The 15,968-nt window shown below is 31.7% G+C and carries 13 protein-coding genes; 2 read left to right on the top strand and 11 right to left on the bottom strand.

Annotated elements, in window-relative coordinates:
* Window positions 1-330: 330 nt before the first annotated feature.
* The 6 genes from uvrC to zapA all read right to left on the bottom strand — a co-directional run bounded on the left by uvrC (window position 331) and on the right by zapA (window position 7,642).
* Window positions 331-2,115, bottom strand: coding sequence for an excinuclease ABC subunit UvrC (gene uvrC / locus HMPREF2578_RS03335; protein ID WP_049382514.1), 1,785 nt, complete (start codon window positions 2,113-2,115; stop codon window positions 331-333).
* 96 nt (window positions 2,116-2,211) lie between these two features.
* Window positions 2,212-2,526, bottom strand: a complete 315-nt coding sequence (gene trxA / locus HMPREF2578_RS03330) for a thioredoxin (protein ID WP_002449989.1) — start codon at window positions 2,524-2,526, stop codon at window positions 2,212-2,214.
* 180 nt (window positions 2,527-2,706) lie between these two features.
* Window positions 2,707-5,058, bottom strand: coding sequence for an endonuclease MutS2 (locus tag HMPREF2578_RS03325; RefSeq protein ID WP_017175716.1), 2,352 nt, complete (start codon window positions 5,056-5,058; stop codon window positions 2,707-2,709).
* Window positions 5,059-5,067: 9 nt separating this feature from the next.
* The gene (polX, locus tag HMPREF2578_RS03320) at window positions 5,068-6,780 is read right to left on the bottom strand and encodes a DNA polymerase/3'-5' exonuclease PolX (protein WP_017175717.1); all 1,713 of its coding nucleotides are present in this window, start codon (window positions 6,778-6,780) and stop codon (window positions 5,068-5,070) included.
* Window positions 6,781-6,853: 73 nt separating this feature from the next.
* The gene (locus tag HMPREF2578_RS03315) at window positions 6,854-7,375 is read right to left on the bottom strand and encodes a CvpA family protein (protein ID WP_061544464.1); all 522 of its coding nucleotides are present in this window, start codon (window positions 7,373-7,375) and stop codon (window positions 6,854-6,856) included.
* Window positions 7,376-7,642, bottom strand: coding sequence for a cell division protein ZapA (gene zapA, locus HMPREF2578_RS03310; protein WP_017175719.1), 267 nt, complete (start codon window positions 7,640-7,642; stop codon window positions 7,376-7,378). It lies immediately after the preceding gene.
* Between the two features lie 213 nt (window positions 7,643-7,855).
* On the opposite strand from zapA, the gene rnhC reads away from it, so the two are divergent.
* Window positions 7,856-8,782 (top strand): ribonuclease HIII, encoded by a 927-nt coding sequence (gene rnhC / locus HMPREF2578_RS03305; protein ID WP_017175720.1) that lies wholly within the window; start codon window positions 7,856-7,858, stop codon window positions 8,780-8,782.
* 438 nt (window positions 8,783-9,220) lie between these two features.
* On the opposite strand, the gene pheT is transcribed toward rnhC, so the two are convergent.
* The 5 genes from pheT to HMPREF2578_RS03280 all read right to left on the bottom strand — a co-directional run bounded on the left by pheT (window position 9,221) and on the right by HMPREF2578_RS03280 (window position 14,701).
* Complete coding sequence (pheT, locus tag HMPREF2578_RS03300) at window positions 9,221-11,623, bottom strand: phenylalanine--tRNA ligase subunit beta (protein ID WP_049416184.1); 2,403 nt, start codon at window positions 11,621-11,623, stop codon at window positions 9,221-9,223.
* Window positions 11,623-12,681: a phenylalanine--tRNA ligase subunit alpha gene (gene pheS, locus HMPREF2578_RS03295; RefSeq protein WP_017175722.1), complete on the bottom strand. Its 1,059-nt coding sequence runs from the start codon at window positions 12,679-12,681 to the stop codon at window positions 11,623-11,625. Before pheS ends, pheT begins: the two co-directional genes overlap by 1 nt.
* Window positions 12,682-13,032: 351 nt before the next feature.
* Window positions 13,033-13,773, bottom strand: a complete 741-nt coding sequence (locus tag HMPREF2578_RS03290) for a TrmH family RNA methyltransferase (protein ID WP_017175723.1) — start codon at window positions 13,771-13,773, stop codon at window positions 13,033-13,035.
* A 115-nt stretch (window positions 13,774-13,888) separates the two neighbouring features.
* Entirely contained in the window at window positions 13,889-14,062 is a 174-nt protein-coding gene (gene rpmF, locus HMPREF2578_RS03285; RefSeq protein ID WP_001830121.1) for a 50S ribosomal protein L32, read from the bottom strand.
* Window positions 14,063-14,146: 84 nt separating this feature from the next.
* Entirely contained in the window at window positions 14,147-14,701 is a 555-nt protein-coding gene (locus HMPREF2578_RS03280) for a YceD family protein (protein WP_017175724.1), read from the bottom strand.
* Between the two features lie 126 nt (window positions 14,702-14,827).
* Here HMPREF2578_RS03280 and HMPREF2578_RS03275 point away from each other — a divergent pair, with 126 nt between their 5' ends.
* A complete protein-coding gene (locus tag HMPREF2578_RS03275; protein WP_019835747.1) occupies window positions 14,828-15,967 on the top strand; it encodes a nucleotidyltransferase in 1,140 nt (379 codons plus the stop codon).
* Window position 15,968 lies beyond the last annotated feature (1 nt).

Below are 15,968 nucleotides of genomic sequence, written 5' to 3'. Positions count from 1 at the left end.
CGTATGCATAAAAATATAATAGTTATAATGATTGTAAATTTTCTGAAAATTAAACAAATCAAACATCTACTTTTTATTAGTTTGAGTATTATTATTTTTCATAACTACAAGTATGTCTTAAAAAAGTAAATATAATTAAAAACAAGACGAATAAATGAGATATACAAGTATTACATGATAATTGTGTAACTACTATAAAATGATAATATTTCTTATTTAGAAAACGCTTCCATACTTTCTTAAAAAAATAAGCCTTTTGTTAACTATATTGTAACATTCTTTCTAAATGTATGGGGTATGAAATTCAAAGTCATACCCCTTTTTTTGAAATTAATCTTCTTTTAAAGCATATTGTAGATTTTCAGCTACCTTTTTAGGTAATCCTGCAGCTTTTAAATCTTCTATACTAGCTTCTTTCATTTTTTTAATAGAACCAAATGTTCTTAATAATTTTGTTTTTCGTTTACTTCCTATACCCTCTACTGTATCAAGAACAGATTGTAATCCAGTTTTTTGTCTAGTTTGACGATGGAATGTTATCGCAAAACGATGTACTTCATCTTGGATTCTATGAAGCAAATAAAAGGCTTGACTATTTTTCTTTAGAGGTACAACCTCAGCATTTGTACCGTATAATAATTCAGATGTTTGGTGTTTATCATTTTTTCTTAATCCAGCAACAGGAATATCTAAACCCAGTTCATTTTCTAGTACATCTATGACGCCAGACATATGTCCTTTACCACCATCAACGATAATAAGATCTGGTAATGGAAGACCTTCATTAAGTACACGCGTATAACGACGACGTACAACTTCTCTCATCGACTTATAATCATCAGGACCTTTCACAGTCTTAATTTTGTATTTACGATATCCTTTTTTATCCGGTTTACCATCCACAAATGTTACCATTGCCGAAACAGGATCAACACCTTGGATATTTGAGTTATCAAATGCTTCAATTCTTATCGGTGTTTGAATGCCCATTCTTTCACCAAGTTCTTCGATAGCTTTTATCGTTCTAGATTCGTCTTTAGCGATTAATTGAAATTTATTTTCTAGTGCAACTTCAGCATTATGATTAGCTAAATCAACCATTTCTTTCTTTGTTCCACGCGCAGGTAGAACAATTTTTGTATCAACCACAGAGTGAATGATATCTTTATCTAAATTTTTCGGTACATGTACTTCTTTAGGTAAAATATGTTGATTTAAGCTGTAGAATTGTCCAATGAATGTATAAAATTCTTCTTCTTCTGTTTGTTGTAGAGGAATCATTGTTGCATCACGTTGAATCATATTTCCTTGTCTAATAAAGAATACTTGAATACACATCCAACCTTTAGAAACACTATATCCAAAAACATCTCTAATTGTATTATCTGAAGACATAATTTTTTGTTTTTTAGTTAAATTATGAATATGTTGAATTAAATCTCTATATTCTTTAGCACGTTCAAAATCTAACTTCTCACTAGCATCTAGCATGCGTGTTTCAAGATTATGAAGAATTGTTTTATCTTCTCCATTTAAAAAGTCAGTAATTTCACGTGTCATTTGTGCATATTTTTGTTGATCTACATCATACACACATGGTCCCATGCACTGACCGATATGATAATATAGACACAATTTATCAGGCATTTTATCACATTTTCTAAAAGGATAAATACGATCTAATAATTTTTTAGTTTCCTGTGCTGAATATGCATTAGGATAAGGTCCAAAATATTTTCCTGTACCTTTTTTTACTGTACGTGTCACAAGTAAACGAGGATGTTTTTCTTTAGTAATCTTTATAAAAGGATAACTTTTATCATCTTTTAATAAAATATTGTAGCGAGGTTGATATTGTTTGATCAAATTCAACTCAAGTAATAATGATTCTGTCTCACTTGAAGTTACAATAAATTCGAAGTTACGAATTTCACTTACAAGACGTGTAGTTTTTGCATCATGTGCACCAGTAAAATAAGAACGTAGTCGATTTCGTAATCGTTTTGCTTTACCTACATAAATAATTTGGTCATTTCGATCTTTCATTAAATAACAGCCTGGTTCAAATGGGACGACACTTAATTTATCTCTAATTTTTTCTTCGTAGTCGGTCATCCGTCTCCTCCTTTCTATTAACTTGACGTTCACATAAAAAAGACGGAGCGATTACATAACATGTAATGCCCCATTCTTTTATAATTGTACTAAATATTATAGATGTTTATCTAAAACTTCTGCTAAGTTTTCTTTAGGTTGGAAACCTACTACTTTATCTACTGCTTCTCCATCTTTAAATACGATTAAAGTTGGGATGCTCATTACTTCATATTTAGCAGCAGTAGATGGATTTTCATCTACATCTAATTTTAAGATGTCTGCTTTACCATCATAGTCTCCAGCTAATTCTTCTAACACAGGGGCGATCATTTTACAAGGTCCACACCAAGTTGCCCAAAAATCTACTAATTTAACACCTGATTGAATGTTTTCATCAAAATTTGAATCTGTAACTTTTACGATTGCCATAATTGCCAATCCTCCTTAAATATTAAATGATGAGCAAATTATAACAGACTTTCCATATATCTGCATTGCTCTTGCTCATCTTTATCACTATTTATTAATCTTGTCATAAACTTGTGTTAAGATTAAACGCTTGCTTTATTGTACGTCAAATTTTAAAAAAATCAACATTCTAGTTTTATATTATTTAAGTTCTGCTACTGTAACACCAAATCCGCCTTCACTTGGCAGTCCACCACGAAAAGATTGAACACTTTTATGTTTTTTTAAATGATTTTGAACTGCTTTTTGAAGTGCACCTGTACCTTTACCATGAATAATATAAACCTGTTCATAGTTACTTAATACAGCTTGGTCAATATATTGATCTAAAGCTCCAACCGCTTCTTCATAACGATAGCCTCTTAAGTCTAATTCTGTTTTAATAGTTTGACGATTTTGGCGTGTCACCATTTTCGTTGGTTTTTCTTTTTTCTTTTTCGTTTTTTCTAAATCTTCAATAGGTAACTTCATTTTGATAATACCCATTTGAACTACAGCTTCATTTTCTCCGCTTAATTCTAATACTTCGCCTTTTTGGCCATAAGATAATACTTTAACTTCATCGCCAGCATGAATATCATCCCATTTTTGTTTTTTTACATTTTGTTTTAAGGATTTAGCTTCATATTGATCTTCTAAATGTTTTTTCTTATCTATTAATTCATGTTCTTTTACGTCGGCCCCTTTTTTATCTCGCATTTCTCTTAAATCTTTTAGAATGTCATCTGCTTCTTTTGTAGCTGATTTAATGCGCTGATTTGCTTTATCTTTAGCTTCATCCATTAATTTTTGTTCATAATTTTTATATTGTTGATACTGACGTTCCAAATCATCATGCGTCGTTCGTGCTTCTCTCAATAATTTTTCAAGCTCAATACGTTGTTCATCCACACGTTTAGAGTTTTTCTCTAATGATTCTATCATTGAATTAATTTCTTGTTCGTCTGTACCAATCATTGTTTTAGCCTTATTAATGATGTTTAATCCTAAACCTAATTTTTTAGAAATATCAAAGGCATTGGAACGTCCAGGAACACCCATTAATAATTTGTAAGTTGGACTTAATGTATTCACATCAAACTCAACACTTGCATTCATAACGCCTTCACGATTATAACTATAAGCTTTAAGCTCTGGATAATGTGTCGTTGCCATAACTAGTGAACCAATCTCCCTCACATGATCGAGAATACTCATAGCTAAAGCTGCACCTTCACTCGGATCGGTTCCAGCACCTAATTCATCAAATAAAACAAGACTATTTTTATCCGTTTCTTTCAAAATTTCTACAATATTTTTCATATGTGATGAAAACGTAGATAGCGATTGTTCAATCGATTGTTCATCACCTATATCACAATATACGTTTTCAAATACACTCAATTGACTACCATCTAATGTAGGAATGAGTAACCCGGATTGAGCCATCACAATGATAAGTCCTAACGTTTTTAAAGTGACAGTTTTACCACCTGTGTTAGGTCCCGTAATAATAACCGTTTCAATATCATCAATAAATTCAATTGTATTTGCTACGACTGTATCTTTATTCAATAAAGGATGATAAGCATTAGGTAAATAAACCGTTCTTTCCTTATAAAAAGTAGGTTTTGTCCCTTTAATTGATCGTGCATAGCGCGCTTTAGCCGTTAAGAAATCAATTTGACCCATAACCGACTCTGCCACTAAACAATTATCATCATCGGCAGCTACGAAACCTGTTAATTCTGTTAATATACGTTCACGTTCTACTGCTTCATCATTTCTTAATCGACTAATTTGATTATTCATTTCAACAATAGAAGATGGTTCAATATAAAGGGTTTGTCCAGAAGCTGATTGATCATGCACAATCCCTTTAAAATCTTGTCGATATTCTGCTTTTACCGGTATCACATTGCGATCATTTCGCACTGTAATAATGGCATCTGAAAGTTTCTTTTGATTAGCTTGACTTTTAACAATACGATCTAAATTTTGTCTAATGCGTTGAGTCGTACTTGATATTTTGCTTCGAATACCTTGCAATTCATAACTTGCATTATCATATAAATCGTAAGCATCACATTTTTCATTTATTTCTTGATATAAATCAGTAAGTACAGGTAGTTGATTCATTCTTTCATTTAAAATTGGATACTTTACGACGCCTTCATCTTCTTCAAGCAGTTGATTATAAAATGTTTTAAATTGATTTTGTACTTGTATCAACCGCTTAATTACATTTAATTCGGTAACATTAAGCACTCCACCAATTTTAGCACGGTGAATTAATGGTGATACTTTTGATAAACCACTTAAACTAGGTAAACGATGTTTATTATAAATTTGTGATATTTCATCTGTCTCATTCATTTGAAATTCTACAGTTTCAAAATCAGTTGCTGGAGACATTTTAGACACTTTTTCACGTCCTAAATCACTTATCGTTTCAGAAGCTACAAATGATTTGATTTTATCAAACTCTAAGACGTCTAATGTTTTTTGTCTCATACAATCCCTCTATTTCTGTAATTTAATATTATTATTAATAAAGTTTTTAAAAGCGTCACGCGTCATTGTATTAATCACTCTATCTTTATTTACAAATCCTTTTTGCGCAGTAGCTACGCCATATTTCATAAAATCAAGATGATCCACATGATGAGCATCTGTATTAATTGTTAATTTAATATTTGGATATTTTTTTACAGTGGCAGCATTTAAATCTAATCGTTTTGGATTAGCATTAATTTCCATTACCGTTTGTGTTTCTTCTGCAAGTTGCATCAACTGTTCTATATTAGGTTGATACCCTTCACGTCGCTCAATAATACGACCAGTTGGATGTGCAATATGTCTAACATAAGGATTACGACATGCATGTTCTAGGCGCTTCATAATCTCTTCTTCAGATTGATTGAAACTTTGATGAATAGCTGCAATAACATAGTCAAGTTGCGATAGTATATCATCCTCATAATCTAATGATCCATCAGGTAAAATATCCATCTCTGTACCTGAGTAAATATCTATTTCTGTGTATTCTTCATTCAAATTTTTTATTTCTTCATTTTGACGTAATAATCGTTCAACTTGTAATCCATGCGCAACTTTTAAACTCTTTGAATGATCCGTAATGACCATGTATTCATAGCCTTTTTTAATGTTTGCTTCAATCATCTCTCGTATAGAAAAAGCGCCGTCACTATACGTTGTATGCATATGAAGATCACCTTTAATATCATCTAATGTAATGATTGAATTTAAATCACGATCAAACTCACTGCCATCTTCACGCATTGCTGGAGCAATCCAATGTCTACCGAAGTGTTGGTAAATTTCAGCTTCACTTTGGAATTGGAGTAACGTTCCATCTTGTTGTTCGATACCATACTCACTCACTTTTTCATTTTGTGCTTTAGCAAGTTGTCTAATGCGAATGTTATGATCTTTGGAACCTGTAAAGTGCTGTAAGGTATGATAAAAGGCTTCTGGTTCAACAAGTCTAAAATCTACACCAATCGTTTCATCATCATATTCCAATTCAAGTGACACTTTCGTTTCTCCAACTGCGACTTCTTTCACTTTATTTGGAATATTTAAAAGGTGTTGTTGTACATGAAGAGGGTGTCGTGTACTAATAATATAGTCTAAATCTTTACTTACTTCTTTATAACGACGGAAACTACCTGCTTCAGAATAATGTTCAACTTCTTCTAATTGTTCTAGATAAGTCATAATATCTTTATTTAAATGTCGCATCAAATCAATAGGATAATGATCTTTTTTAGCTCCTAGTGCTTTTACTGCTTCAAGTATGTTTTGTTCCGTTTTTTTAGCAAATCCACTTAGTTCACTAACTTTTCCCGCTTCACAAGCTTCTTGAAGATGTTCTTTATCTGTAATATTTAACTCTTTATACAACTTTGCAATTTTTTTACTACCTAAACCTTGAATTTTCATTAAAGGAATTAATCCTTCAGGAACTAAACGTTGCAATTCTTTTAAAGTTGATGAGGTACCTGTTTCTCGATATTCGCTAATGACCTCTCCTACCCCTTTTCCAATTCCTTTTAATTCAGTAACATCTTTTATTTCATCTAAAGAACGTTCATCTATTTCAAGACTTTGTGCTGCTTTACGATAAGCAGATACTTTAAACGTATTTTCTCCATTCAATTCCATATATATAGCAATTTTTTCTAGTAGTTGAATTACATCTTTCTTTGTCATTACATTCACTCCATAAAAAGAGACCAGGAGGTTTATATCCATCACCTAGTCCTGACCTTTTATCTTTTTTTATTTATAAATTTAGTATATAAGATGATAAAAACGGCATCTTAAATAGAATAATATGGCTTAAATAACCGTGTTTTAAACTTTCTTGAATCCATTCATTAGGATATAAAGATACTAAATATAAAACAAGTTGCAGTACAATCACACTGGCAATATTACCTAATAAGCTTCCCAATATTCGACTTGTAACATGAATATTATGATATGACACTATATTATCAAAAGTTACAATAATAAGATATAAAAGCAACTTACTTATAAAAGCAATACATAAAAATGCCACAATAGTATCAAAACGTTGTTGTACATCATGATATTGAAATGCGAAGTGCGTATCAAAAGCAACTGTTTTAGGAAATGGAACAAAAACAATCATTTGTTTTGATATATATTGGTAAAAACGATGCGCAATGAATAGTGAGACAAGCGTAGACGACAAATGAAGACTATTCAGCCAAAGGCCTCTTCTAAAACCAATTATCATATACATCAAAATAATAAGTATCATTACTAAATCTATAGTCATTTAGCTATCCTGTTGTTTTAATTCATAAATCATTTGTTTTAATATTTCGTTTTCTTCTTCCAATTTCACTTTTTCGTCCATGATATTCACTGCAGTTAAAATTGCTTTTCTTGTTGTATCTAATCCTGCTGATTTACGTCCTAATAATCTTAGCTGTTCATCTACTAAATGTGCTACATAACGTATGTGTTCAGGATCATCGTCACCGATAATCGTAAAATTTTGATCATTGATCGATACATTAATACGATTTTTAAATTCTCCCATTGTATTAACTCCTGACTTTTGATAATATTTTAAATTTCTTTGACTAATGTTTTGTTGAGTGAATAAGTAGATTATTATTATTATACATGAGCGTCTCTTATTTGTAATTATAGATTTAAAATACTATTTATTTATACCACTAAACCTACGTTTTTATCTTCATTATGTTAAAGTATATCTATTAGAATTTTAAAAGAGAGGTTTAAACATTTTATGGGAAATGTAGTACATAAATTAACTAATCAAGATATTGAGCAACTGTTGAACCAAATTAACTTTAGTACATCCAATTTACCTAATGGGATGAAAGCAAGAACCAAATATCATGACACTGTCATTAGTATTTACAATTCTGGTAAAGTTATGTTTCAAGGAAAACATGCTGAACATATAGCGCGTCAATTTTGTACTACTGATTCTGTAACTAATTCAAAATCTTCAAAGGCAGATGATTTACATAATATAACATATAATGATTATAACTGTATTGGTAGTGATGAAGCGGGAAGTGGCGATTATTTTGGTCCATTAACGGTTTGTGCTGCTTTTGTATCTAAAGAGCATATAGATATTTTAAGAACGCTAGGCGTAGATGATTCGAAAAAATTAACAGACACTAAAATTATAGAACTTGCAGAACAACTGATTACCTTTATTCCTCATTCATTACTTACATTAAACAATACTAAATATAATGAAAGACAAGCACTAGGTTGGTCTCAAGTAAAAATGAAAGCAGTCCTTCATAATGAAGCGATAAAAAATGTAACTAACAAGATAGATACTAAAGCATTAGACTACATTGTCATTGACCAATTTGCAGAACGTAACGTCTACAAGCGTTATGCTCTAAGCGACTTACCTTTTCCAAATCAAACAAAATTTGAAACAAAGGGAGAATCTAAATCCCTTGCTATTGCAGCAGCAAGTATCATTTCTCGCTATGCTTTTATTAAGCACATGGATTCAATATCAAAAATGATGCATTTTGATATTCCAAAAGGCGCGAGTCATAAAGTAGATTTAATCGCTGCTCAAATTATTGAAAAATATAATATTAGTAAGTTAGATTCTATTTCAAAAAAACATTTTAAAAATCGTGATAAAGCATGGACGTTGGTTAATAAAAAGTATCAATAAAGAACATTTTAGAATGCTATACGATGATGTCTAAATTCATCAAATTCAGTATCGAGAATTGTTTCAACACTTTTATTTACATATCGTGACACATCGTTTGCGGGAACAAGTGCTGAAGTTTCTATCGGTCAAGTAAGTTGAGTCATGTTAGAATCTTTATACATAAGGTACCTCGTTAATTTAATGAAGTTTATTAAATTATACGAAAGGACCTTATTTTTTAAAAGTATTTCAATGTAAAATTACATAAAAAAAGCATTTTAGCGCGACTCTTGATAAAATAGGATACGCTAAAGACTACAGACTAAATTTATTCCCTAATAAAGCGAACCAACTATACAAAGTATTGTAAATAATGAAACCAGTAAATGACTTTATAATAAACTCATTTACTGGCTATTTTTTTAGGATGTATATCCCAATCTCTTCTTTAATTTATTATCGAATTGTAGCGCCTTTAGCTTTTAATGCTTCTAAAATTTTATCATGCACTTTAGAAACACGTTCATCTGTAAGTGTATTTTCAGTATCTAAATAATTTAAACGAATGGCTACTGATTTTTTACCTTCTTCCAAGTGTTCACCTTCATACACATCAAATACAAGTGTATTTTTTAGAATGTCTTCACCATTCTCATGAATAATGTCTAATAATTCTGATGAAGGCATGTCACGTTTTACTTCCATAGCGATATCTCTTGACACACCAGGGAATTTTGGAATTGGTTCATAATTAATGTAACCTACAGCTACTTGCATCATTGCATCATAGTCTAATTCAAATACATATGTGCGTTTAAGATCATTTTCAGCTGCTAATTGAGGATGTAATTCTCCTACAAATCCTATCTCTTTACCTTCTAATGAAACAATCGCAGTTCTACCTGGATGAAGGCCTTTTATTTCGCCAGCTTTATAAGTGAAACCTAAATTTAATTTTTCAGCAATTCGATCGACTACACCTTTAGCAATAAAGAAATCAATCTCTTCTTTTTTACCTTGCCAAGTATTAACTACATATTCTCCAGTTAGAATACCACTTAAATATTCGATTTCATCCGGTAATTCATCTTTGCCGTTACCAAAGAACACACGTCCAATTTCATATAATCTTACATTTTTATTTTTACGTGCTACGTTATAAGTTGTTGCTTCGATTAAATGTGGTAATAAGCTTTGACGTAATGTAGAATGCGCTTCACTCATTGGCATAAGTAGACTAATTGTAGGACGTTCTTGTAATGCAAAATCTTTGGCATGGTCTTTAGACACAAGTGAATATGTGATGGCTTGATTTAATCCTGCACCTTCGAGTGTTTCTTTTACCGTACGCGTTTTATATTGACGATCTGTCAATTTTCCACTAGTTACATCATCAAACACTGGTAAAGTTGAAGGAATATTATCATATCCGTATATTCTTGCTATTTCTTCAATTAAATCTTCCTTAATTGAAATATCTTTACGACGTGAAGGTACATATACTGTTAAAGTATCGGCATTTTGAATCGTTTTAAATCCTAATTGTTCGAAAATAGCTTTAATCTCATCATTTGATAAATTAAAACCAATTGTTTGATTTACTTTTTCCGCAGTAATATCAATTGGCGTAACAAGTGAACCTAAATCTCCTTGTGCCACTCTATCTTTTAATACTTCACCAGAAGCATAATGTTCAAGTAAATAACAAGCTCTATCGACTGCTTCATTAACAAATTCTGTTGCAATACCTTTTTCAAAACGACTTGAAGACTCACTACGTAAATTCAAACGACGTGATGTGTGACGGATAGATACAGGGTCAAAAATCGCACCTTCTACTACGACATTCATTGTTTGATCAGTCACTTCTGAAAAATCTCCACCCATAACACCAGCTAATGCAATAGGTTCTTTACCATTTGTGATAACGATATCTGTATCAATAAGCGTTCTTTCAGTATCGTCTAATGTTGTCATTGTTTCATTTTCATTCGCTTGACGTACAACGATATCTTTAGAACCCATATGGTCTTGATCAAACATATGAAGTGGTTGACCATATTCAAGTAATACATAGTTAGAAATATCAACTACATTATTAATTGGACGGATACCAGCTTTAATTAAACGTGCTTGCATCCAGATAGGTGATGGTGCAATTCTCACATTTTTAACAACTCTTGCACTGTAATAAGGAACTTTTTCAGGATTATCAACTGTCACTGATAACTCATCTGTTGCTGAAGTTTCAGTTTCGTTAAGCGTTGTGTTTGGTTTAGTCATTTCAGTTTGATATAATGCTGCAACTTCATATGCAGTTCCCACCATACTTAAAGCGTCTGCACGGTTAGGTGTTAAATCAAATTCCATAATTTGATCATTAAGATATAATGCGTCTAATGCATCAGTTCCCGGTGTCACTTCACTAGGAAATACGAAAATTCCATTTTCATAGTCTTTTGGTACAACATTACTTGAGACACCAATTTCTTGTAAGGAACAAATCATACCTTCCGAACGTTCTCCGCGTAATTTGGCACGTTTTATTTTAATACCTCCAGGTAAACGTCCACCTACTTTAGCCACAATCACATATTGATTTTCATCAACATTAGGTGCCCCACAAACAATTTGAACAAGTTCTTCTTCACCTATATCAACTTGACAGATATTCAATTTATCTGCATCTGGATGTTTTTCTTTAGATGTTACATATCCTACTACTACATTTTTAATATCTTTTGAGTAATCTATAATATCTGCTACTTCAATACCCGTACGTGTAATACGCTCAGCTAAGTCTTTAGCAGGTACACCAGCATCTACGTAATCTTTTAACCATTCATTTGAAATCAACATTATGCTTCACCTCTATCTTCTACAGCTTTAAATTGATTAAGGAATCTCACATCATTTGTATAGAAATGACGAATGTCTTCGATTCCGTATTTTAACATTGCTATACGATCTGGCCCCATACCGAATGCAAAGCCAGAATATTCATTTGAATCAAAACCGGCCATTTCTAGAACATTAGGATGTACCATACCTGCACCTAAGATTTCAATCCATCCAGTATGTTTACATACATTACATCCTTTACCTTTACATTTGAAACAAGAGACGTCTACTTCCACTGATGGCTCTGTGAATGGGAAATAACTTGGTCGTAATCGAATTTCACGATCAGCACCAAATAATTTTTTAGCTACTAACTCTAACGTTCCTTTCAAATCACTCATTTTGATATGTTTATCTACTACTAAACCTTCAATTTGTGTAAATTGATGACTATGTGTAGCATCATCTGAATCTCGTCGATACACTTTCCCAGGACAAATAATTTTTACTGGTCCTTGACCGTGACGTTTTTCCATTGTACGTGCTTGCACTGGAGACGTGTGCGTACGCATTAAAATCTCATCTGTAATATAAAAACTATCTTGCATATCTCGGGCTGGATGTGATTTAGGAAGGTTTAAAGCTTCAAAATTATAATAATCTTGTTCTACTTCGTATCCATCAACAATTTCATATCCTAATCCTAGGAATAAATCTTCAATTTCTTCAACCGTTCTAGTTAATGGATGTTTTGAGCCAATATTAATTTGGCGACTAGGTAATGTAACATCAATTGTTTCCTCAGCAAGTTGTTGGTTTAACTTTTCATTTTTTAATAATTCTTGTTTTTCTTCAAGTTCATTTTGAATTGCTTGTCTTAACTCATTTACTTTTTGTCCATAAGCTGGCTTTTCTTCATTTGGTAAATCTTTCATATTTTTCATTAAACCACTTACAGAGCCTTTTTTTCCTAGATACTTTACTTTGACATCTTGTAAAGCACGTTCATCTTGCGCTTCGTTAATATCTACTAAAGCTTGTTGTCTTAATTCTGTCATTGAATCATTTTGAGTCATGACTTACACCTCATACTTTCTATTTATCATAAAATTTACTTTATTAAATTAAAAAAAGACTTTCATCCCTAAATAACTGGGACGAAAGCCTTCCGTGGTACCACCCAAATTTATGCCTAAGCATACACTTGTTAGCATTGTTAACGAAGATGCACTCCGACTTAAATTTCTTTAAGTAACCAAAAAGGTGAAAAAAACTAATGTAAATTGAAGTAAGTTTCAGTCACGCTTACTTTCCCTGTGCAATTAATCATTTAGTTTACGTCTTTTTATCGGTTTATATTTATCTTTAATAAACATATTATTTTAATTTTGTATACAATTAAGTATAGTCGATTTTAAATCAAAAGGTCAACCTTTCAAATGATAAAGCAAAATACTTCCAGCAATCGCCACGTTTAAACTTTCCGCTTTGCCGTATATAGGTATAATAAGATTCTGCGAGGTATGTGCTAATAATTCTTTATTAACACCTTCTCCTTCATTACCAAGTAATAAGGCAAATGTGTCTTGCGATTCGATGTTTTTATAGGACACAGCATTTTCTAAGGCTGTACCATATACTGGGCCATCAAATTGTTCAATAAATTTATTTAATTCTGTTGTGACAATAGGAATATGAAATACACTTCCTTGACTGGCTCTCATTACTTTATCTTGGTATGCGTCTGCTGTACCTTTTTCCATTACAATCATATCTATACCCGCAGCATCTGCTGTACGAATTAACGTGCCTAAGTTACCAGGATCTTGTATACGATCAAGTAATAACACTTGTTTCGCTTTTGAGATATCATGTTTAGGTTTTTCAATGACTGCAAAAAAACCTTGCGGTGTAATAGTCCCTGATAATGATTCAGCCACTTTCATATTAATTTCGTAAGCTTCTTTTGCATACTCTAAAAGTCTAGAATCTGTTCTTTCTGGCTCAATTACAAATAATTGTTTAATCATCATATTACTTTTAAATGCTTCATCAATTAAATGTATGCCTTCGATGAGAGCTAATCCTGTTTTATCGCGTTCTTTTTTCTTTTTAAGTTTATTTGCTAATTTAATTTTATTATTTTGTGTTGAAGTAATTTGTTCCATAATAGTCTCTCCAAATTATTTTTGATAGCAATGGTATAAATTGAGATAATATAAAAAAAGAGTGGGATAGAATTCATAATGAATTCGTATTCCACCTTTTTTAAATAGATATAAATTATTTAGAAACGACTTCTTCACCATTGTAAGAACCACAGTTTTTACATACGCGGTGAGATAATTTGTACTCGCCACAGTTTGGGCATTCAGTCATACCAGGTACTGAAATTTTGAAATGAGTACGACGTTTATTTTTTCTAGTTTTAGACGTTCTTCTTTTTGGTACTGCCATGATATATCCTCCTTAATATTAAAACACATAATCTCAAGTATTCGGTCATTTAATTATTATACTATAAATTAAATTAACCTGCTATTACTCTTTATCATATAACTGTTGTAATTTTTGAAGCCTAGGATCAACTTGGCGTGTTTGGGAATCGTCGTTATCTTTAGAGTGCTCAAGCTCAAGCGCTTGTTCTTCATCAATAACTTCCCAACCGTTACCTTCTGTAAGCATTTGATCACTATTCTCAGAAAATGCACGCATTGGCTTCTCAATAATAACCAATTCTTTAGCAATATCTCGGATATTAATCATACCATCTGTAGCAAGATGATAATGTTCATCTTCATCTACTTCTTCATCGGTATAACTATTATAACCTTCTAAATCAAATATTTCGGAAGTTCTGACATCAAGTGGCACATCTACAGGCACTAATGTACGAGCACAAGGCATAGTATACGTACCAGTAACATGCATATCTGCTATCACTTCATTTGATTTTATGGTTAATTCACCTTCGATATTCATCTCTGATAAATCAATCAGACCTAAAGGTTCTATTAAATCGTCAAAGTTCGCCTTTTCATTGAATTCAAAAGGTTTACCTTGATATTTTCTCAATTGCGTTATTGACCATTTCATATGGCTTCACCTCTAACAAACACAAAATTTATTTTAACTTTACTATTATAAGTTGTCAAGATTTTTTCTTAACATCTTATTATCTGTTACAATACTAATAATGAATACTGAAAGGACGAATTGCAAATGAAAAGTGTTGGATTGATTACAGAGTATAATCCATTTCATAACGGTCATGCTTATCATGCGCAACAAGCTAAAGTACAGTCCGATGCAGAGATCTCTATTGCAATCATGAGTGGTAATTTCGTTATGAGAGGTGAACCTGCTATTTATAACAAATTCCTACGTACACAAATGGCACTTTCCAATGTCGATTTAGTTGTTGAGTTACCCCTTATCGCTAGTCTTTCTTCAAGTGATTATTTTGCACAAATAGCTGTTCAAGTTGCTCGTTATCTAGATGTTAATACTATTGCTTTTGGAAGTGAAACACCTGATATAACTCGCCTTAAAAACGTTGCAAATGAAATAATCAATTTAGAACATAGTTCAACTTTTAATCAAAAAGTAAAAGAAGGTAGTAATTATGCAAAAATTATAAATGATTTAATTAGCGATAATACTTTACTGAAAATGCCTAATAATATTTTAGCAATCACTTACTTAAAAGCTATACAACAATTTGCACCTCACATGAAAGGACTTGCTATCCAACGTGTGCATGCTCATCATCATGATGCGACAATTGAAACATCATCCTTTGCAAGTGGTTCTGCAATTAGGCAGTCGTTAATCACTCAAGAAACTCAGTGGACTACAGTTGTTCCCTCTTCAATTCAATCACTGTATACAACACCTCATTTAACTAAAGAGGATACATTTAGCTTGATTAAATATCATATCTTAAGTCATTCAATTCATGAAATGGCTCATATATACACTATATCTGAAGGACTAGAACATCGATTAAAAAAATATATCAATCAAGCCACTTCTTTTGAATCCTTTATGTCTTTACTGAAGACAAAACGCTTTACCTATACTCATTTACAACGCATACTTATGCAAATTCTTTTAAATGTAAAAAAAGAAGATTCTATTCAATCCATTTCAGCTGTAAGAATTTTAGGAATGAATCGTCGCGGACAAAGTTATCTCAAACAATTAAAAACCAAATTTCCAGAGCGTCAATTCATCACTAATATTAATAAAACATCTGCTCATTTTTTTAAAAATGAAATTAAATCTACCGATATTTATAACTTATTATCAGGTCAACAGAAAAATGATTTTAATACCCCTGTAATTAGATTAAATAATTGAA

The organism is Staphylococcus sp. HMSC072H03, from assembly GCF_001809305.1.
In the GTDB taxonomy this organism is placed as follows: Bacteria; Bacillota; Bacilli; order Staphylococcales; family Staphylococcaceae; genus Staphylococcus; species Staphylococcus hominis.
This window is presented reverse-complemented; position numbering and strand designations above follow the sequence as displayed.

Bases quoted from the DNA above. Each gene is read 5' to 3' on its own strand.
- HMPREF2578_RS03275 (WP_019835747.1), top strand. From the start codon at position 14,828: ATGAAAAGTGTTGGATTGATTACAGAGTATAATCCATTTCATAACGGT.
- pheT (WP_049416184.1), bottom strand. From the start codon at position 11,623: ATGTTGATTTCAAATGAATGGTTAAAAGATTACGTAGATGCTGGTGTA.
- rpmF (WP_001830121.1), bottom strand. From the start codon at position 14,062: ATGGCAGTACCAAAAAGAAGAACGTCTAAAACTAGAAAAAATAAACGT.
- zapA (WP_017175719.1), bottom strand. From the start codon at position 7,642: ATGGGAGAATTTAAAAATCGTATTAATGTATCGATCAATGATCAAAAT.
- pheS (WP_017175722.1), bottom strand. From the start codon at position 12,681: ATGACTCAAAATGATTCAATGACAGAATTAAGACAACAAGCTTTAGTA.
- trxA (WP_002449989.1), bottom strand. From the start codon at position 2,526: ATGGCAATCGTAAAAGTTACAGATTCAAATTTTGATGAAAACATTCAA.
- rnhC (WP_017175720.1), top strand. From the start codon at position 7,856: ATGGGAAATGTAGTACATAAATTAACTAATCAAGATATTGAGCAACTG.
- HMPREF2578_RS03290 (WP_017175723.1), bottom strand. From the start codon at position 13,773: ATGGAACAAATTACTTCAACACAAAATAATAAAATTAAATTAGCAAAT.
- polX (WP_017175717.1), bottom strand. From the start codon at position 6,780: ATGACAAAGAAAGATGTAATTCAACTACTAGAAAAAATTGCTATATAT.
- HMPREF2578_RS03315 (WP_061544464.1), bottom strand. From the start codon at position 7,375: ATGACTATAGATTTAGTAATGATACTTATTATTTTGATGTATATGATA.
- uvrC (WP_049382514.1), bottom strand. From the start codon at position 2,115: ATGACCGACTACGAAGAAAAAATTAGAGATAAATTAAGTGTCGTCCCA.
- HMPREF2578_RS03280 (WP_017175724.1), bottom strand. From the start codon at position 14,701: ATGAAATGGTCAATAACGCAATTGAGAAAATATCAAGGTAAACCTTTT.
- HMPREF2578_RS03325 (WP_017175716.1), bottom strand. From the start codon at position 5,058: ATGAGACAAAAAACATTAGACGTCTTAGAGTTTGATAAAATCAAATCA.